Source organism: Comamonas testosteroni (assembly GCF_030505195.1).
Lineage (GTDB): Bacteria > Pseudomonadota > Gammaproteobacteria > Burkholderiales > Burkholderiaceae_C > Comamonas > Comamonas testosteroni_G.
In genome coordinates this window covers 4,532,389-4,551,260 of the sequence record NZ_CP129672.1, presented here as the reverse complement: position 1 = coordinate 4,551,260, position 18,872 = coordinate 4,532,389, and the positions used below count along the sequence as shown (strand labels likewise).

Sequence of the window (18,872 nt, the reverse complement as noted above, 5' to 3'; positions counted from 1 at the left end):
TTACCTCGAACGGTTACTTCACCTCGAAGCGAGCCACATTGTCGCGTGTGCTCGAGATATCGAAGGGTTCGCCACGTACCGTCACCTGCGTGCCCTTGGCATTGCCCACAATCACCGACAGGGGCAACTGGCCTTCGGCAGTCGCAGATTCATCCTTGGACAGGGTCTTTTCCAGCACCACCTTGCCGCTTGCGTCCCTGACCTTGACCCAGGACTGGCCGGTATTCACCTTCAGCACCAGCAGGCCGCCAGCGCCGGCCGCAGGCGTGGCTGCCTCGGCTGCCGGGGCTGCGGTTTGGGCCGCTGCCACAGGTGCGGGAGCGCTTGCTGCAGCGCTGTCGCCAGGCATGCTGGCAGCAGCAGCTGCCGACACAGGCTCTGCCACCGGCGCTGCGGGTGTGGCAGAGCTGCCCTGTGCACTCCCCTCAGCCTGGGCAAGCGGTTCTGCAGCCGGAGCGCTCACCGCTGCCGTCTGGCCAGACTGGGCCTGAGCCGGCGCTGGCGCGCCTGCCCCATCGGCGCCGTCCACCATCTGCTGGAATGGCACAAAGTACACGGCAGCGGCCGCTGCCAGCAGAATCAGAACGCCTGCCGCAATCTTGCGAGAGCTGCTGTTGCCAGAGTCCAGCGATGTCCCTGTGACCTTGAAGCTGCTGCGCACCTTGACGGTCTCGTTGATGCCAGGACCTGTTTTGGCAAGGCTTTTGATCTCGGTGCGCGGCAGCTTGGCCAGCACCGATTCGGCATCGATATGCAAGGTCCGGCACATTCCCATGGCCAGAGCACGCATGAACACATGATCGGGAAAGGCCGCATAGTCATCGGCCTCCAGCGCTTGCAGCTTGTGCTGCGGCACCTTCAATGTCGCAGCCATCACGGGCAACTGCATCCTGGCTGCTTCCCGCGCCTGACGCAACAAGACCCCGGCCGTGGCCTGCCCCTGAGTGGGCACCTGCTCTTCGCTTTGCATAGTTTCCTCTTCCACCGCAGCCTCATTCATTGAAAGCTCCACGTTCATAGGCCAGCCACTGACGCGATTGAGGAAAACGCTCACGCAACTGATCGGCCTGTTGACGCACTCCAATGTCGTCGTGCAGTGCCCTGTCTATTTTGATTCCAAGCCAGAGGCTTTCCGCACTGGCCTGATTGCTATTGTTATTCAAGCGCCGGATGTAGAACTGCGCCTTTTTCAGATCACCTTTGAGCCAAAGCACATTTGCCAGGTTGTAGCCTGCGGCGGAGTTGCCCATATCCATCTCGTAGGCGCGAAACATGTTCTGGTAGGCCTGCTCCAACTGTCCCGCCTGCTGATAGCACATGCCCTTGGCCAGCAGGGTCCTGGGCTGCTCACGGTAGCCCGGGGCCTGCAAGGCTCTATCAAACCACTGCTGGGCCGCATCGAAATGCTTTTGCTGGCATTGCATCCAGCCGTAGTTGTGAATCTGGTTGCCGTCACGCGGATTGAGATCCACGGCCTTGCGCATGGCGACCTCGGCCTGCGTCCAGTCCTGGTTCTGCATGAGGATCAGGCCCAGCAGACCATATGCATCGGCGTAATCGGGCTTGGCAGCCAAGGCCTGCCCCACCTCATCCATGGCCACGTCCAGGCGCCCTGCCTGAAAGTAATTGGCAGCCAGCTCCAGGCGAATCTGTGCGCGGCGATTGGCATCGGCCACCTGGGTCCCGCCCGTGCCAACCACGGAAGACTGAGGCACGGACGTAGAGGAAGTGGTAGTGGTCGTTGTCGAAGTGCAACCCACAAGTGCCGCGACCGCAACCGGTACCCCCCACCGGGCCAACAAGCCCCAATGTTGCCAAACCGGTCGCTGTACCACTGCCCTCATTGACTGTCCTTTATTCAAAACTCCGTCAAGACACCTGCTTGAGCGGGATAGTTCGCTGCTTGGCCATACGCTCGGCAGCGCGAGTTCTGTCCTTCACATCGCCCGCGAGCTGACCACAGGCCGCATCGATATCGTCACCCCGGGTCTTACGCACCGTGGTCACGATGCCGGCATTGCTCAGCAACGTAGCGAACTCGGTCACACGAGCCGAAGGCGAGCGCAACAAACCCGAAGCGGGGAAGGGATTGAACGGGATCAGATTGAACTTGCACCAGCTCTTGCCATCGCCGCGCGCGCGCACCAACTCTATCAGCTGGCGTGCATGCTCAGGTTGATCGTTAACGCCGTCGAGCATGCAATATTCAAAGGTGATGAAGTCACGCGGCGCAAACTCCAGATAGCGCTCGCAGGCATCCAGCAGCTCGGCAATCGGGTACTTCTTGTTCAGCGGCACCAGGTTGTCACGCAACGGATCATTGGGCGCGTGCAGCGACACCGCAAGCGCCACCGCGCAATCCTGCGACAGTCGGTCCATCATGGGCACCACGCCCGAGGTGGACACCGTCACGCGGCGACGCGACAGGCCATAGCCATGGTCGTCCAGCATCACCTTGAGAGCTGGCACCAGCGCACTGTAGTTCTGCAGCGGCTCGCCCATGCCCATCATCACCACGTTGGAGATGATGCGATCTTCGGTACCGAAGCGCTTGCGCAGCGAATGCTCGGCGTACCAGAGCTGAGCAAGGATTTCGCCGGTATTGAGGTTGCGGCTGAAGCCCTGATGCCCCGTCGAGCAAAAGCGGCAGCCCACGGCGCAACCTGCCTGGGACGATACACACAGCGTGCCACGGTCGTCCTCAGGAATGAAAACGGATTCAACGGCATTGCCGTCACCCACATCGAACAGCCACTTCACGGTGCCGTCGGCAGAGACATGCTCCGTCACCACAGGCAAAGCGGTAATGTGGGCCCGGCTTTTGAGCTTTTCGCGCAAAGACTTGGCCAGATCTGTCATCTGGTCGAAATCGGATGCACCACGCTGGTGAATCCAGCGGAACAGCTGCGTCGCACGGAAACGCTTCTCCCCGAGCTGCTCGCAATAAGCGGTCAGTCCTTCGAGGTCAAAATCAAGCAAATTAGTAGTCATATCGGCATGTGGCGAGGCGTCTTGCGAACGGTGTTTGCCACGCCGTGGCCAGCATCTTCAAGTGCTGACACCCGCTTTGCACGAATGCAAAGCGCCGGCGTCAGCAAGAGCATGCTGTAAAGCTAGCGTGGATTAACGCGAGTACACGTTCATGCCGGGGAAGAAGAAGGCAACTTCCACAGCAGCAGTTTCAGCAGCGTCAGAGCCGTGCACGGCATTGGCGTCGATGCTGTCGGCGAAGTCGGCGCGGATGGTGCCCTTCTCTGCCTTCTTGGGATCGGTAGCGCCCATCAGCTCACGGTTCTTCAGGATGGCGTTCTCGCCTTCCAGAGCTTGAATCATCACGGGGCCGGAGACCATGAAGTCAACCAGATCCTTGAAGAAAGGACGGGCGGCGTGCACAGCATAGAACTGCTCGGCTTCGCCGCGCGACAGGTGCACCAGCTTGGCAGCCACGATCTTCAGGCCAGCAGCTTCGAAGCGGGCGTAGATTTGGCCGATCACGTTCTTGGCAACTGCGTCGGGCTTGATGATGGAGAGGGTACGTTCGATAGCCATGATGATTATTTCCTAATCAGGGTTACTATGGGTTTTTGCCGAAAAAGCAAAACAGTTGATTTTAGCGGTGCCGCCATAGACCTTTAAGTCCAGGCAGCACTCAAATCCTTACGGACGACTTTTTAGCGACCGCCGCGACGACCACCGCCGCCACCGCCAGCAGGGCGACGCTTGGCGTTCTGGCGGGCACGCGACAGGCTGTCGCTGCCGATATAGCCCACCGAAGTGCGCATGGGGTCGGGCTGACTATCCCCTTGCGAGCGACCCGAGCCACCGGAGCGGCCACCGGACTTGTTGCGCGGGCTGTCGCCCAGCATGCCGCTAGGTGCCGGACGATTGCCGTCCCACTCGCCACGGCGCTGACCACCGCCTTCACGGCGACCCTGAGGTGCGCGATCGGCATTCATGCCATTGCCGCGACCACCGCTGCGACTGTTGCGGCCGCCACGGTTGTTGGCACCACGGGCGCCAGCGTTGTTGCGCTCGACAGGAGCACGCTCCTTGACGCCGGCTGCCGACATCAGCGCCTGGATATCGGCCTGATCGAGCTCCACCCAGGCGCCGCGCTTGAGACCGCGCGGCAGCATCATGGCACCGTAGCGAATGCGGATCAGACGGCTGACGGCATGACCCACAGCCTCGAACATGCGACGCACTTCGCGGTTGCGACCTTCGGAGATGGTCACGCGATACCAGCAGTTGGCACCTTCGCCGCCGCCATCTTCCACGGCACCAAAGCTGGCTTCGCCGTCTTCGAGCTGCACGCCGTCCAGCAGACGCTGCTTTTCTTCCTTGCTCAGCGCGCCCAGCACACGGGCCGCGTATTCACGCTCCAGCCCGAAGCGGGGGTGCATCAGCGAGTTCGCCAGCTCGCCCGAGCTGGTGAACAGCAGCAGACCTTCGGTATTCAGGTCCAGACGACCCACCGACTGCCACTTGCCATGCTGCAGCTTGGGCAGCTTGCGGAACACCGTAGGGCGGTTTTGCGGATCGTCATGCGTCACCACTTCGCCCACGGGCTTGTGATAGGCAATCACGCGTGCGGGCGGCGGGTCGATACGAAAGCGAATGGGCTGGCCGTTGACCTTGACGATATCGCCGAACTGAATGCGCTGACCGACGTGGGCAGGCTCGTTGTTGACCGAGATGCGCCCTTCCAGGATCAGTTGCTCCATCTCCAGGCGCGAACCCATGCCGGCCTGGGCCAGCACCTTGTGCAGCTTGGGAGAATCGAGCTGGGGTGCAAGCACGCGCTTGGCAGGCATGGCGCTGCCGTTCTCTTCGTCGTCATCGAAGTCGCCCGAGATCACATCGGCAAAGTCGATGTTCTGCCCCTTGCGTCCCTTGTGCCCATGAGGAGCGGCAACGCTTCCCGCGGCCACCTCCGCGACGACGGCATCTGCTGCGTCATGGTCATTGCCCTGGGACTGCACCTCCACATCCTGCTCGGCCACGGGCTGAACCGGCTCCTCGACGGCCACGGGTTCTTCGGCCCGGGGCTTGGTCACGCGCTTGCGCGCAGGCTTGGCCTCGGCAGCAGCGTCCTTTTTGACGCCGGCACGCTTGCGCGGTGCGGCAGGCTTCTTGGCCTCGACAGTATCCTTGGCACCATCGGCCTTGGCTGCGCGGGGCTTGCGAGTCTTCTTGACCGGCTCGGCTTCGGGCGAAGCGGCTGCAGACTCGGGCATCGGGTTCGATGTCTCGTTGTTCATTCCAGTTTTCCTTCGGGGACGACGCCATCGTCATCCTCCACAATTCGTTGTTCTGCCGACTCGACGGCATCGTCGGCCCGCGCCTTCGTCTTTGCGTCCTCGGCCTCGTCGTCGCTGCCGTAGTCATCCTCGAGAAACGCCTTCAGTCCCACCCACTCGGTACGGCCTGCTTTCTTGGCCGCCGGCTTGGGCTGCGACTCTGCCGCCTTGGCAGTCCTGGCGGGCCTGGCCGCTTTGGGCTTGCTCACAGACGGCAGCTCCATAGCAGGCCCAGGCTCCGAGTCAGCCAGCGCGGTCTCTATTGTTTCCGTAGCAGCTTGCGCAATATCAGCCTGCGCCTGAACTGAATATGACTCCAGCTCCGGCACATCGGACTCAGGCTGAAGCTCCGCCTGAATCACCGCCTGCCCTTCCGCCACTTGATCAGCACCTAGAGCAGACTGCTCCTCGGCGCCATCTTCCTCATTCGAGGCACCCAGGACTTCACTCTCAGCCGCATCGGACTCAGCAGCGACATCCGTATTCGCTACGACGTCGGCCGGCTCTGCGGCTTCCACCCCCTCCAGAGGCAGGGCATCCTCCGCACCGGCCTGCTCGCCCTCCTCTCCATCCAGCGCCTTGAACAGACTTTGCTGGGCCTGGGTTTCCTCCAGCATGGGCAGCTGATCCAGCGACTGCAGACCCAGATCATCGAGAAACTGGCGCGTGGTGGCAAACAGCGCGGGCCGACCCACGGTTTCACGATGGCCGATGACCTCGATCCAGCCTCGGTCTTCCAACTGCTTGATGATCAGGCTGTTCACGGTCACACCGCGAATGTCCTCAATATCACCGCGCGTGACCGGCTGACGGTAGGCAATGATGGCCAGCGTCTCAAGCGTAGCCCGCGTGTACTTGGGCGGCTTCTCGGGGTGAAGCTTGTCCAGATAGACCCGCATCTCTGGCCGGCTCTGAAAACGCCAGCCAGAAGCCACCTGAACCAGTTCCACGCCCTTGAGGGCCCAGTCCTTTTGCAGATCCAGCAGCAAATCCTTAACCGTGTCCGAGCCCAGCACATCATCAAAAAGTGAGCGCAATTCCCGCAGCGTTACAGGCTGCGGGGCACAAATCAATGCTGTTTCAAGAACCCGCTTGGCATCTACCGTATTCATGGGCGCAGCGTTTCGGGAGCGGCCGTCGCACCGACTACGGTGGGACGCCTGATTCTAAGAAGAGAGGGAAGCGCCCCAAAGATGCCATGCGAGTGATGGTCAGAGGGTAGGGTAGGAACAGTTCATTGCTGAACCATCCCCCCCTAAGAACCGGACTTGCGACTTTCACCGCATCCGGCTCAAGCACAACACGTTCAGTTTCGCTAGGTTTCCATTTTAAGACGGAAAACCTTTTGAACTGAACTCAAAGCCTTTGAGAGGCCGGTTTCGCTACCTGCAAACCAAGAGCGTGCAGTCGTCTATGACAGACCGGATGCAATAGCACCCGATTGGAGAGCTTGTCCGACCCGCCCGCCACCTTGTGAACAATGTGGTGGTCGTGCCAGCGCTCGCCCTCTTCCAATGGTTCTGCGCAAAGAGCGCAACGCCCATTCTGATTGATGTAAAGCATCGACGTTTCGTACTGGTACGCCATGTTTTTCAACATGCGTTTCGTTCGCAATGTCTCGCCATACACTTCCCAGGCCGGGTCAAAGGGGTTGTAGTCCCCCTTGATCTTTTCGTGCCTCACGATCTCTGTATCCGCAAGCTTCAACAGTCTGGTCGTAAGCGGACCATCTGCCGTTTTCACGGTTGCAGCAAATTCCTCCCTATCCTTGATGCGCTGCCAGTAACGGCTTTTGCACCAGGGTCGGGATTTATTCGGATGTCGCCTTCTCGTCCAGCGCACTATGCGCCAGTAGATCAGGTTGTCCATCCGACTGAAGGTTTCTTTCGCCACCACCGGCTGGTGGTACCTTGCCCAACCCCGAAGGATTGGGTTTAGTTTGGCAATGAGATCCTCCTGCTTCATCGACAGGTGTGTTTTCACGGTTTCACTGACCTTGCGATAGAACGCTTGCACGTTCTTCTTGCTCGGCTTGATGAGCAACTTCCCTTTGTACTTGCGGAAGTTCCACCCCAGAAAATCGAAACCCTCGTCTATGTGAACGACCTTGGTCTTTTCCGGCGACAGTTGCAGACCTCGTTGTGCGAGAAATGCCTCTATCCACGGCCTGATTTCGGTTTCCAACAACTCTCGCGAGTTGCCAGTGATTACGAAATCGTCGGCGTACCGGATCACATTCACTTTCAGCTTCTGAGCTTTCCTAGCTCCGACATGCCCCCGAAGGTGCGCGATCAGACCTGTTTCCAGCCCGTTCAAACACATGTTCGCCAAAGTTGGCGAGATGATGCCGCCTTGCGGCGTCCCTTCCTCAGTCGGCGAGAGGCGTCCCTGGTGGACCACCCCGGCTTTCAACCATTTGCGCAGGATTGCCTTGTTCATGGGAACATGACGCGCCAGCCACTCGTGGTTGATATGGTCGAAACAGCCTCGAATATCCGCCTCCAGCACCCATTGAGCCGAAGCCTTTTTGGATGTACAAACGAATATCTGACCCATAGCGTCTGCCGTTGAACGATTCCTCCTGAAGCCGTAGCTATTCGGATCGCTCGTGGTTTCCGCCACCGGTTCCAGTCCAAGCAGGTGTAGCGCCTGCATGGCCCGATCCAACATGGTTGGAATGCCCAGAGGACGCTCCTTCCCGTTGGCTTTGGGGATGTAGACCCGCCGCAATGGCTTGGGTCTGTATCCCCTCTGCTGTTTCAACCTTCCAATCGCCGCCCGTTTCAAGGCAGGAGAATCCCAAAGCTGACGATCGACTCCCGCCGTTCGTTTGCCTTGGTTTTCAGTTACACGTCTTACCGCCAAAGCCCTGGCGGAAAACGAGTGGAATAAAGACCGTTGCAGAGCTTTCACCCTGCGCCAGTCCTTGTCCAGCGTTGCCTTCGCTATGCGTTGCTGCGTCGTTCTCACAAACTGCTCGACACGATGCCAATCGATGGCATGCCAGTCTTGCGGTTCGCGTGAGGACGCAGATTCGCCGTCGCCGGTGAGTTTTCTCATGCTTTCCTCCTACCGAGTTGAACCCTCAGAGGACGCACGTCTCCCCGAAGGGATACGCACAATCCCTTCGGGCTAGGTTTAAACAAATGCAGTCGCGAGCGACGGTTGCACCAAGTGGAAGTGGGCACGCTTTCGCGTCAGGGTATGAACCCCTATGCCACCCATTACAGGCAGCCATTCGCTTTTTCCACCATCCCATACCCCCTCATCCAACAGGTTGCCTTACGGCTTCCCTGCCGACACGCTTACGCATGCTGGCGGATAGTGGGGCTTACCACGTTCCCTGACTTGCCGACACGGGCGATTCGCATCGCTGCATGTCTATCCGGTTAGGACTCATCTCTCCTAGAACTGCACTTATGACAACGACTACCCCGGAAAGACGGTTAGTCCTGGCAGCACACCTTTTGGTTATGGCCTATCAGCAGATTTGGCCATTCAATCTTCATCTAGGTTCAAACGATGATTCACTTTACGTTGCCCATGCGGAACTAGCCTGGCCCCTCTACCGCCCTTCTGCTGGCAGTGTCTACATCCGCCCTCGCAGGTCGGATGTACCGCTTGCGCGGGGGTACTTTGTCAGGTGAGCTTCGCACAAACCCATTACTGGTCTTGCACGTCACCGTAGGCTACTTGTGGTTGCACACAAGGTCATGACACTCCATCGCTGGGGAGCATGACAAGGCAGGTCAGAGTTGCACTCTGTGCTTCTTCCATCAGTCAAAAACGTATGCACGTAAGAAGTCCTCCAATGAAGGATTTCTGTTTCTTAGAAATGTCCGCTTGTGGCGGTCAGTGTGATACGGCCGGGACGTGCATTGCACGCGACCACAGCTGAGCCGGACTATTGCAGGAATAGTCAAGCTGATGAGGCTGCCGAAGCTCGGAGCCAGAGACTGGACTGACCCCAGTGGGGTACAGCCTGATGGGAAGAATGTGCCTCGCACCGGACCCTTGGGAGGTCTGGTTGTACGGTTTTCAGAGGCTCAACCGACTACAGAGCGACAAACGTGTCGCACCTTTCCGGTAGATTGTAACGCAGACCCCATAAATCCAGTGCACCGGCCATGTCTTGTGGCAACGGCGCATAGTGGACCAGCGGCTTTTTCGTCACAGGGTGCTCAAAGGCCAGCCTGAAGGCATGCAGTGCCTGGCGCTCCAGTCCGCCCTCGGGCTGACCACCATAAAGCGTGTCGGCAACCAGCGGATGGCCGAGCGAAGCCATGTGCACCCGGATCTGGTGCGTGCGGCCGGTGTGCAGCGTGCAGCGCACCAGGCTGTGCGCTGCATCGCCATCGAGCAGATCGAAATCGGTACGCGCCTGCTTGCCAGGGTGCAGATTCAGATCCACCACCGCCATGCGCAGGCGGTTGCGCGGATCGCGACCGATCGGCGCATCGACCTCGCGGCGCTTGCGGCTGCCCCATTGCTTGTGGGCAAGCGCCAGATACTGACGGCTCACATCGCGCGCGGCAATCATCTTGATGAGCGCATCCATGGTGCTGCGATTGCGTGCCACCACCATCAAACCGCTGGTGTCCTTGTCCAGCCGGTGAACAATGCCGGCACGCGGCACCTGGCGCGCTTTTTCATCACGCGCCAGCAGGCCGTTGAGCAATGTGCCCGTCCAGTTGCCGGGCGCCGGATGCACCACCAGACCCGCAGGCTTGTTGATGACCAGCAGATCCTCATCCTCATAGACCACCTGCAGATCCATAGCCTCGGGCTTGAAGGCCATGCTTTGCTGGGTGGGCCGCATCTCCACACGCAGGCGGTCGCCCACGGCCACTTTGACCGAGGGCTTGATCAAGACCTTGCCGTTGAGCGTGACCGCACCGTCGGCCAGCAACTGCTGCAGATAGCTGCGCGAGAACTCGGACACCCCCAGCGCCAGCACCTTGTCCACACGCTGACCATGATGCTCGGTGGCGACCGTGAGTTCGCGACTCTCGACCTCGGCCGAGGCAATGCCGTCTTCGGCTGCTTCGTCCCAGCTCTGCTCGACCGCGTCAGAAGGCACAAGCCCCTGCTGGGCAGGGGCTTGTGCGGCTTGCTTGCGTTGCGAGGCCATGCTCAACGCGAGGGCAGATAGCGCGAAGGATCGACAGGCTTACCCTGGCGACGCACCTCGAAGTGCAGCTTGACGCGATCGGCATCGGTGCTGCCCATCTCTGCAATCTTCTGCCCCTTCTTCACGGCCTGATCTTCCTTGACCAGCAGAGACTGGTTGTGGGCGTAGGCAGTCAGATAGGTGTTGTTGTGCTTGAGGATGATGAGGTTGCCATAGCCACGCAGGCCGGCACCGGCATACACCACACGACCATCGGCCGCAGCCACCACGGGATCACCGGCCTTGCCGCTGATGTCGTAGCCCTTGTTGCGCTGCTCGTCGAAGCCGGCAATCAGCGAGCCGCTGGCAGGCCAGATGAAGTTCACATCATCGGCTCCCTTGGCAGCAGGCGCAGGGCTTGTTGCAGGCGTGGATGGCACTGCCGTTGCGGTTGCAGCCGGGGGCGTCACGGAGTTCGTCGTGGCTGCAGTGCTGCCACCGCCCACGACCACGGGCGCAACACCGCGACCCGAGCCGGACGATGCGACAGGCGCCTCGCGTCCGGGCGGCACCACACGCACCACCTGACCGACTTCAATCACATTGGGATTGTCCAGATTGCTCCAGCGAGCAATGTCCTTCCAGCTCTGGCCGTGCTCCAGACCAATCCTGATCAGAGTGTCGCCAGGCTTGATGGTGTAGTAACCCGGCTTGCCGGCATTTTCAGCGCCGGGCAGCGACTTGACGTCCACAGTTGAAGACGAGGAGGCCGACTGTCCGCGATCCTCCACAGGAGCCCTGTTTGCCTGGGCAGCACAACCGGCCAGGATGACACCTGCCAGCACGGCCGTTCCCCATGCACCAAGACTTCGCGATACCAACATAAGCTATTCCCTTCTAGGCGATCCCCGATTTTAGAGGGACAAAGTTGACTGCTTCCAAAACTGTCTGCGTAAAACCGTGTGAACTCTTGTCAATCACCAGCAGTGCCTGCTTACCCGCACCTACCACGACCGGAGCCACCAGACGCCCGCCCACCGCCAGTTGATCACACCACTCTTGCGGCACCACATCACCTCCGGCAGCGGAGATGATGCCCGCATAGGGCGCGCCACTGGCAAAACCCACCATGCCGTCTCCAAGAATCAGATGCACATTCGATAGGCGCATGGGGCGCAGATGGCTGCGTGCTTTCTCATGCAGGCCGCGCAGCCGCTCTATCGAATAAACCTCTTTGGTGAGCATGGACAGCACGGCGGCCTGATAGCCGCAGCCCGTGCCGATCTCCAGCACGCGCCCTTGCCCGTTCCGTGCCGCATCCGAATCGAGCAGCAGCTCGATCATGCGGGCCACGATGCTGGGCTTGGAGATGGTCTGACCCAGGCCGATAGGCAAACTGGTGTCTTCATAGGCCTGGTTGACCAGAGCACTGTCGACAAAGCGGTGACGCTCCACAGTGGCCATGGCCTGAAGCACGGCAGGGTTGCTGACGCCGGCCGCACCGATGCGCTGGGCCATGCGGGCACGCACCGTGGATGAGTCCAGCCCCACCCCCACAGGTGAAGCGGCCACACGCAGCGGATTGATGGACTTGGGAGCAACGGGCGGCCGCGCCGCGCTGGTGCCCGTCTGAACCGAGCGTGCAATCCAGCCCGGGACCTGAGGCGGACGACGCTCGCTCACGATGCTGCCGCCGATGTGGTGGATGGACCTGCAAGCTTGCTGGCCGTCTGCGCCCAATAGCCCAGGTTTTCATGATCGGTCAGATCGACCTTGAGCGGCGTCATCGAGACATGGCCATGGGCCGTGGCATGGAAGTCCGTGCCTTCGGAGTCGTCCTTTGCAGCGCCGGCGCTGCCGATCCAGTACATGGTCTCGCCACGTGGACTTTGCTGCTGAATGGCCTGCTCGGCCGCATGGCGGCGCCCCAGGCGACACAGCTTGACGCTTTTGAGTGCATGCAGCGGCATATTGGGAATATTCACGTTCAGCAGCCAGGGAGCAGTACCGATCAGTTGCTGGGCCTGCATCTGCTGAACCATCTGACGGGCGGTGGCAGCTGCCGCCTCCAGCTCAGCCCAGCCTTTGTCCACCTGCGAGAAGGCAATCGACGGAATACCGAACAGATAGCCTTCCATGGCCGCCCCCACGGTGCCCGAGTAAATCGTGTCGTCGCCCATATTGGCGCCGTTGTTGATGCCCGAGACCACCAGATCGGGCCGGTAGCCAAGCAGGCCGGTCAGCGCGATATGCACGCAGTCTGCGGGCGTGCCGTTCACGTAGCGAAAGCCGTTGTAGGCCTGATGCACATACAGCGGCGCGTTCAGCGTCAACGCGTTGGACTTGGCGCTGTTGTTGTGCTCGGGCGCCACCACTTCAACGTCTGCCACGGTGCGCAGCGCATCGTGCAAAGCCACGATGCCTGGGGCCTGGAAGCCGTCGTCATTGCAAATAAGAATCTTCATGGATGAGGCGGATTGTAGGCGGCTCCAAGGTCACGACAGAGACACGCGGCATTCGCACCACACTTCTATCATCTGCGAGCCGATTCCCCCCCAATCTCACCTCAAGAAGATCAGGAGACAAGATATGCACGCATGGCTTTGCACCACCCCCACCGGCGTCGAGACCCTGAAATGGACCGAGCAGCCCACACCGCAGCCAGGCCCCGGCCAGGTGCTGCTGGAAGTCAAGGCTGCCAGCCTGAACTTTCCCGATCTGCTGATCGTGCAGAACAAATACCAGATCAAGCCGCCCCTGCCCTTTGTGCCGGGCTCGGAATACGCCGGCGTGGTGCAGGCCGTGGGCGAAGGCGTCAAACACCTCAAGGTAGGCCAGCATGTGGCCTGTCTTTCGGGCACGGGCGGGTTCGCCACGCATACGCTGGCACCCGCCGCCATGTGCATGCCGCTTCCGACCGAGTTCCCCTTTGTCGATGCCGCCTCCTTCATCATGACCTATGCCACCTCCCACCATGCGCTGATCGACCGCGGTCAACTCAAGGCCGGCGAGACCGTGCTCGTGCTGGGCGCGGCGGGCGGCGTTGGCACGGCTGCCATACAGATTGCCAAGGCGGCCGGTGCACGGGTGATTGCAGCGGCCTCCACGGACGACAAATGTGCGCTGTGCAAGGCGCAAGGTGCGGACGTCACCATCAACTACAGCCAGGGCAATCTGCGCGAAGCCATCAAGGCTGCAACCGATGGCAAGGGCCCCGATGTGATCTACGATCCCGTGGGCGGCGAGTTCGCCGAGCCTGCCTTCCGCTCCATTGCCTGGCGAGGCCGCTATCTGATCATCGGCTTTGCCTCCGGCCCCATCCCCTCGCTGCCGCTGAACCTGCCGCTGCTCAAGGGAGCCTCTCTGGTCGGCGTGTTCTGGGGCGACTTCGCCAAGCGCGAGCCTCAGAACAATGCAGCCATGATGCAGGAGCTGTCGCAATGGTGGGCCCAGGGCAGGATCAAGCCCGTGATCGACCGCACCATGCCCATGAGTGAGCTGTTCGCCGCCTATGAGCGCATGGGCTCGCGCCAGGTACAGGGCAAGCTGGTGCTGGTCAACGCGTAAAGCTGCGGTAAATCGCGGCGATGCCTGCGGGGGCGGGGAGATACTTCCAGCCACTGGCTACAAAACCCCGACACCAGAGCATCGCCATGTTTTCTCCTGCCCACACGCCCGCGCCGGATCGCCGGCGCTTTCTGATTGCCTCCAGCCTTGCCACGGCCGTGGGCGCCCTTCCCGCCTGGGCCCGCGCCACGGAATCACTGACCCACAACCCGTTCACCCTGGGAGTGGCCAGCGGCGACCCGGAACCCGACAACATCCTGATCTGGACGCGGCTCACGGCGCCTCTAGACTATCTTGGTACAGCGGTCGCGCCCGACCTGGCAGCACAGACCGTGCATTGGGAGGTGGCCCACGATACCCAGTTCCGCCAGCCCGTGGCTCATGGACAGACTCAGGCCATGGCCGAATGGGGCCATGCCGTCCATGTGCAGGTCAACGGCCTGAGCCCGGACCGCTGGTATTTCTACCGCTTCCGCTGTGGCGATGCCTTCAGCACCACCGCACGCTGCCGCACCGCCCCAGCGGCCGGAGCCGATGTCCGCAGGCTGCGTCTGGCCGTTGCCTCCTGCCAACGCTGGGAGCACGGCTTCTACAGCGCCTGGGCCGATGCCGCGCAGGCCTCGCCCGATCTGGTGCTGTTTCTCGGCGACTACATCTATGAATATGCGCAACCGGCCAAGCCCGATGGACTGGCGCGTGCGCAGCCGCTGCGTACCGCCCAGACCTTGCAGGACTATCGCGACCGCTATGCGCTGCACAAAAGCGATGCTCATCTGCAGGCCGCACATGCCGTATGCAACTGGTCCGTCATCTGGGACGATCACGAGGTTGAAAACGACTATGTGGCGCAGTACGGACGGGGGGACAGCGCTCACTTTCTGGCTAGGCGCATGGCGGCCTGGCAGGCTTTTTATGAAAACATGCCACTGCGTGACAGCGCATTGCAGCGCAACTTTCAAGGCCTGGCGCTGTACCGCAGCCTGCAATGGGGCAAGCTGGCCAGACTGCACCTGCTGGACGGCCGCCAGTACCGCGATCTGCAGGCCTGCCGCCCCGAGGGCAAGGCCAGCACCGGCACCGTGGACCCGGCCGAATGCCCTGCCCTGCAAGATCCGGGACGCAGCTTTCTGGGCTGGGATCAGGAGCGCTGGATGGCCCGGCAGTTGCAGGACGATGCACGCCAGAGGGTCGAGGCCACCCGCTGGAGCACCGTGGTGCAGACCACCTTGTTCGCGGCCCGCAAGCACCCCAACGGCCGGCAGTCGACCGACAGCTGGGACGGCTACCCTCAGGCACGTCAGCGCCTGGTGAGCCAGATTGCCGAGAGCCAGCCACGCAACAGCGTGCTGCTTGGCGGAGACATTCACCAGAACTATGTCTGCGCCATTGCAGCCCGGGCCGATCAGGCCCCGGACAAGGCCAATCCGGTGATTGCCAGCGAATTCTGCGGAACCTCCATCAGCTCGCACAGCGGCACGACACAGGCCAGGGTCGATGCCATCGTGGCCCACAACCCCCAGGTAGTTTTCGCACGCTGCGAGGAGCGCGGCTACAGCCTCGTGGAGATCACGCCGCAGTCCATGACCACGGAGCTGCGCGCCGTGAGCAACCCGCTGCAGGCCGACAGCAGCCTCTATACGCTGGCACGCTTTGTGGTGGAAGATCGCCGCCCCGGCCCTGTGAAGATCGCGTGATGCGCTGCGGCATACTCGGGCCATGCAAAACACACAGGCTTCGAGATCCGAACTTCCTCTGTGGCGCGGTACGGCGGCAGCCCTGCTGATCGCAGGTCTGCTCGCAGGCTGCGGCCTGCCGCCCATGCCGGATCGCACTGCCACCGAGGCCCTGAGTGCCGAACAGGCCCTGCAAACCCGGCTCGGCCAGGCGCTGGAGCCGCTGCAGCAGGCGCATCCGGGGCAGAGCGGCATCCATATGCTGGCCGATGCCCATGACGCCTACGCCGCCCGCGCCCTGCTGGCCCGGGCCGCGCAGCGCACGCTTGATGTGCAGTACTACATCTGGCGTAACGACACCACAGGCCATTTGCTGCTTGATGAGCTGCTGCTCGCTGCAGACCGCGGCGTGCGCGTACGCCTGCTGCTGGACGATGGCGGCACCGGCGGCATGGACGCCATGCTGGCCGCCCTGGACCAGCATCCGCAGATCGAGGTACGGCTGTTCAACCCCTTCGCTTTGCGCACACCCAAGGTGATCGGCTATGTGACGGACTTCGCGCGCACCCAGCGGCGCATGCACAACAAGAGCTACACGGCCGACTCCGCCGCCACCATCGTGGGCGGGCGCAATATCGGCGACGAGTACTTTGCCGCCTCCGATGGTGTGCTGTTCGCCGACCTCGATGTGGTGGCCACAGGCTCGGTGGTGAGCGAGGTAGCAGCGGAATTCGACCGTTACTGGAACAGCCCCTCCGCATACCCGGCAGCCAGCCTGCTGCCGGCCATGCCGCAGCAGGCCGTGGACAAGGTCTACGCAAGCCTGCACGCCGATGTGAACCGCCCGGAGTCCCAGGCCTATGTGCAGGCCGTGGGCCGCAGCCGCTTCAGCACCGACTTGCTGGCGGGTCGACTGCCGCTGCAATGGGCCGAGACCACCCTGGTCAGCGACGACCCGGCCAAGGTCCTGCGCGAAGCTGCGCCCGAGGACTTGCTGCTGTCCCAGCTCCAGCCTGTGATTGGCCAGCCCCAGCAGTTGCTGGAAGTGGTGTCGCCCTATTTCGTGCCCACCCAGGCCGGAGTCGACGCCTTTGCTCATCTGCGCCGGCAAGGTGTGCGAGTACGCATTCTGACCAACAGCCTGGAGGCAACCGATGTGGCCGTGGTGCACGCGGGCTACGAGAAATACCGCAAGCCGCTGCTGAAGATGGGCGTGGAACTCTACGAGATGCGCCGCCAGATCGATCTGCGCAGTCAGCCCGCAGCCGACGAGCCGGACAAGACCCGAAAGAGCAAGCCAGCCGAAAAGACTCCCAAGCACGAAGCCCCGTCACCTGCAGCGCTGAGCGGCAGCTCCGCCACCACGGGCAGCTCGGGCGCCAGCCTGCATGCCAAGACCTTCGCGGTCGACGGCAAGCAGCTCTTTGTCGGCTCCTTCAACTTCGATCCGCGCTCGGCCATGCTCAATACCGAAATGGGCGTGGTCATCAAAGACCCGGCCTTGAGCCAGCAGGTCAGCATCAGCCTGGATCAGCATCTGCCGCGCATGGCCTACAAGGTGCAGCTGGACCCGCAGGGCAGGCTGAGCTGGACAGGCCAGAATCCGCAGCCGCCCCATGAAACCCAGACCTTCAGTGCCGACCCCAGCACCAGCTGGTGGCAGCGTTTCATGGTGCGGGTGCTGAGCTGGCTGCCCATCGAAGGGCTTTTGTAGTTCAGTCCAGACGGATGGAGGGACGCAGCCGCGCGTTCATCAGATCGATCAGCCACAGCAGGCCACCGCGCCAGAAGCCGTAAAGCCGCGCTTGGTGCGAGCGGTACAGCATGATGTGGCTGAGCATGGCCATGCGGCCACGGATCACACCGCCGTTGAACAGACCGAACTTTCCCAGCGAGCCATAGGCGTCGTAATGTGCAAGGGACACCAAGGCGCCAAAGTCGCGATAGGCAAAGCCTACGGGTTTGGCCCCAGGACGCTCCAGCACATGGGGCAGGGTCTCGATCAGATAGCGGGCCTGCTGGTGGGCCACCTGGGCCGTAGGAGGCAAAGCCTCCTGCTTGCCCGGCAAGGTATAGCTGGCGCAGTCGCCCAGGGCATAGATATCAGAGTCGCTGGTCTGCATCTCGTCATTGACCAGCAGCTGATTGCTGCGCGTGGTCTGCAAACCCAGCTGCATCAGAAATTCCGGTGCCTTGACCCCGGCAGCCCAGACACGCAGGCTGGCAGGAATCAGCTCACCATTGGCCAGCTCGAAACCTTGCTCCGTCGCACGGCTGACGCGGCCGCCGACGATCACGGAAACGCCCAGGGCCTGCAGCCGCACGCGCGTGGCCTCGGAGATTTCTTCGGGAAAGCTGGGTAGCAGGCGCGAGCCTGCCTCGATCAGCACGATGCGGAACTTGGCCGCCTCGCCCAATGCTCCGTAAGCCGTGGCACTTTCTGCAAGCTGAACAAGCTCTGCCGCCAGCTCAACCCCCGTGGCACCGCCGCCCACGATGGCGACCTGCAACTGCTCTCCACTGGTCATGCAGCGCACCATGCGCAGACGGATTTCCTGGTTGAAGGCATCGGCCTTGCGACGCGAGTCGATCATGAAGCAGTGCTCATGCACGCCGGGCGTGCCGAAGTCGTTGGCACCGCTACCCACCGCAATCACCAGCTTGTCATAGGCAAGACGCCGCTCCGCCACCAGCTCGCGACCATCGGGGGCATAAATAGGGGCAAGCAGAATCTCGCGTGCCTCACGGTCCAGGCCGCACATCTCGCCAGGCTGGTAGGCAAAGTCGGCATCGGTGGCCTGGGCGAGATAAGTGGTCTGCTGCTGCGCCAGATCGCGGGTGCCAGCCGCAATCGTGTGCAGCATGGGCTTCCAGACATGGGCGGAGTCGCTGTCCACCAGCGTCACCGTGTCAATGCTTTCGCTTTTGAGCTTGCCCAGGGCAGTGGCCACCTCCAGCCCCGCCACGCCACCGCCCACGACCACGATGCGGGCCGCATGCACATTGCGTGGAGGCTGTGGCTTTTGAGCTTGCCGCCCCTGAGATTCGATGATGGGCTGCTCGCCCTGCTCTGCCTGACTGACTGCGTTTTCCATGAACGACCCTGACTCTCTGCGTCTGTTGTAACCGGACGCCAAAACATCTCAAGATGTCTGGCACGCATTGATTGTTCTTCAATTTTTATAGCAGGAAACTCAATATGGGCAAGGCAAATACTGATGA

General features: G+C 61.6%; 15 protein-coding genes. 3 read left to right on the top strand and 12 right to left on the bottom strand.

Annotated elements, in window-relative coordinates:
* Positions 1-13 precede the first annotated feature (13 nt).
* The 11 genes from QYQ99_RS21020 to surE all read right to left on the bottom strand — a co-directional run bounded on the left by QYQ99_RS21020 (position 14) and on the right by surE (position 12,875).
* Complete coding sequence (locus QYQ99_RS21020; protein WP_302089867.1) at positions 14-1,000, bottom strand: helix-turn-helix domain-containing protein; 987 nt, start codon at positions 998-1,000, stop codon at positions 14-16.
* On the bottom strand, positions 993-1,844 hold the full coding sequence (gene pilW, locus QYQ99_RS21015; RefSeq protein ID WP_304349564.1) for a type IV pilus biogenesis/stability protein PilW: 852 nt from the start codon (positions 1,842-1,844) through the stop codon (positions 993-995). The genes QYQ99_RS21020 and pilW overlap by 8 nt, the downstream gene beginning before the upstream one ends.
* Before the next feature lie 25 nt (positions 1,845-1,869).
* Entirely contained in the window at positions 1,870-2,991 is a 1,122-nt protein-coding gene (rlmN, locus tag QYQ99_RS21010; protein WP_302089865.1) for a 23S rRNA (adenine(2503)-C(2))-methyltransferase RlmN, read from the bottom strand.
* Between the two features lie 132 nt (positions 2,992-3,123).
* Positions 3,124-3,549 carry a nucleoside-diphosphate kinase gene (ndk, locus tag QYQ99_RS21005; RefSeq protein ID WP_003053316.1) on the bottom strand — a complete coding sequence of 142 codons (426 nt, stop codon included), beginning with the start codon at positions 3,547-3,549 and terminating at the stop codon, positions 3,124-3,126.
* A gap of 122 nt (positions 3,550-3,671) precedes the next feature.
* Positions 3,672-5,261, bottom strand: coding sequence for a pseudouridine synthase (locus QYQ99_RS21000; RefSeq protein WP_302089864.1), 1,590 nt, complete (start codon positions 5,259-5,261; stop codon positions 3,672-3,674).
* Positions 5,258-6,412: an SMC-Scp complex subunit ScpB gene (gene scpB / locus QYQ99_RS20995; RefSeq protein WP_302089863.1), complete on the bottom strand. Its 1,155-nt coding sequence runs from the start codon at positions 6,410-6,412 to the stop codon at positions 5,258-5,260. The genes QYQ99_RS21000 and scpB overlap by 4 nt, the downstream gene beginning before the upstream one ends.
* 244 nt (positions 6,413-6,656) lie before the next feature.
* Positions 6,657-8,360: a group II intron reverse transcriptase/maturase gene (ltrA, locus tag QYQ99_RS20990; protein WP_003053311.1), complete on the bottom strand. Its 1,704-nt coding sequence runs from the start codon at positions 8,358-8,360 to the stop codon at positions 6,657-6,659.
* Positions 8,361-9,354: 994 nt separating this feature from the next.
* Positions 9,355-10,431: an RluA family pseudouridine synthase gene (locus QYQ99_RS20985; RefSeq protein WP_302089862.1), complete on the bottom strand. Its 1,077-nt coding sequence runs from the start codon at positions 10,429-10,431 to the stop codon at positions 9,355-9,357.
* A gap of 2 nt (positions 10,432-10,433) precedes the next feature.
* Entirely contained in the window at positions 10,434-11,294 is an 861-nt protein-coding gene (locus tag QYQ99_RS20980; protein ID WP_302089861.1) for a peptidoglycan DD-metalloendopeptidase family protein, read from the bottom strand.
* A 13-nt stretch (positions 11,295-11,307) separates the two neighbouring features.
* Positions 11,308-12,093, bottom strand: coding sequence for a protein-L-isoaspartate(D-aspartate) O-methyltransferase (locus tag QYQ99_RS20975; protein ID WP_302089860.1), 786 nt, complete (start codon positions 12,091-12,093; stop codon positions 11,308-11,310).
* The gene (gene surE, locus QYQ99_RS20970) at positions 12,090-12,875 is read right to left on the bottom strand and encodes a 5'/3'-nucleotidase SurE (protein WP_302089859.1); all 786 of its coding nucleotides are present in this window, start codon (positions 12,873-12,875) and stop codon (positions 12,090-12,092) included. Before surE ends, QYQ99_RS20975 begins: the two co-directional genes overlap by 4 nt.
* A 124-nt stretch (positions 12,876-12,999) precedes the next feature.
* Here surE and QYQ99_RS20965 point away from each other — a divergent pair, with 124 nt between their 5' ends.
* The 3 genes from QYQ99_RS20965 to QYQ99_RS20955 all read left to right on the top strand — a co-directional run bounded on the left by QYQ99_RS20965 (position 13,000) and on the right by QYQ99_RS20955 (position 17,364).
* Positions 13,000-13,977, top strand: coding sequence for an NADPH:quinone oxidoreductase family protein (locus tag QYQ99_RS20965; RefSeq protein WP_302089858.1), 978 nt, complete (start codon positions 13,000-13,002; stop codon positions 13,975-13,977).
* Positions 13,978-14,063: 86 nt separating this feature from the next.
* A complete protein-coding gene (locus QYQ99_RS20960; protein WP_302089857.1) occupies positions 14,064-15,671 on the top strand; it encodes an alkaline phosphatase D family protein in 1,608 nt (535 codons plus the stop codon).
* Positions 15,672-15,693: 22 nt separating this feature from the next.
* Entirely contained in the window at positions 15,694-17,364 is a 1,671-nt protein-coding gene (locus QYQ99_RS20955) for a phospholipase D family protein (protein ID WP_302089856.1), read from the top strand.
* Position 17,365: 1 nt separating this feature from the next.
* Here the strand turns inward: QYQ99_RS20955 and QYQ99_RS20950 are convergent, their stop codons facing one another.
* Positions 17,366-18,745 (bottom strand): NAD(P)/FAD-dependent oxidoreductase, encoded by a 1,380-nt coding sequence (locus QYQ99_RS20950; RefSeq protein WP_302089855.1) that lies wholly within the window; start codon positions 18,743-18,745, stop codon positions 17,366-17,368.
* Positions 18,746-18,872: the final 127 nt, after the last annotated feature.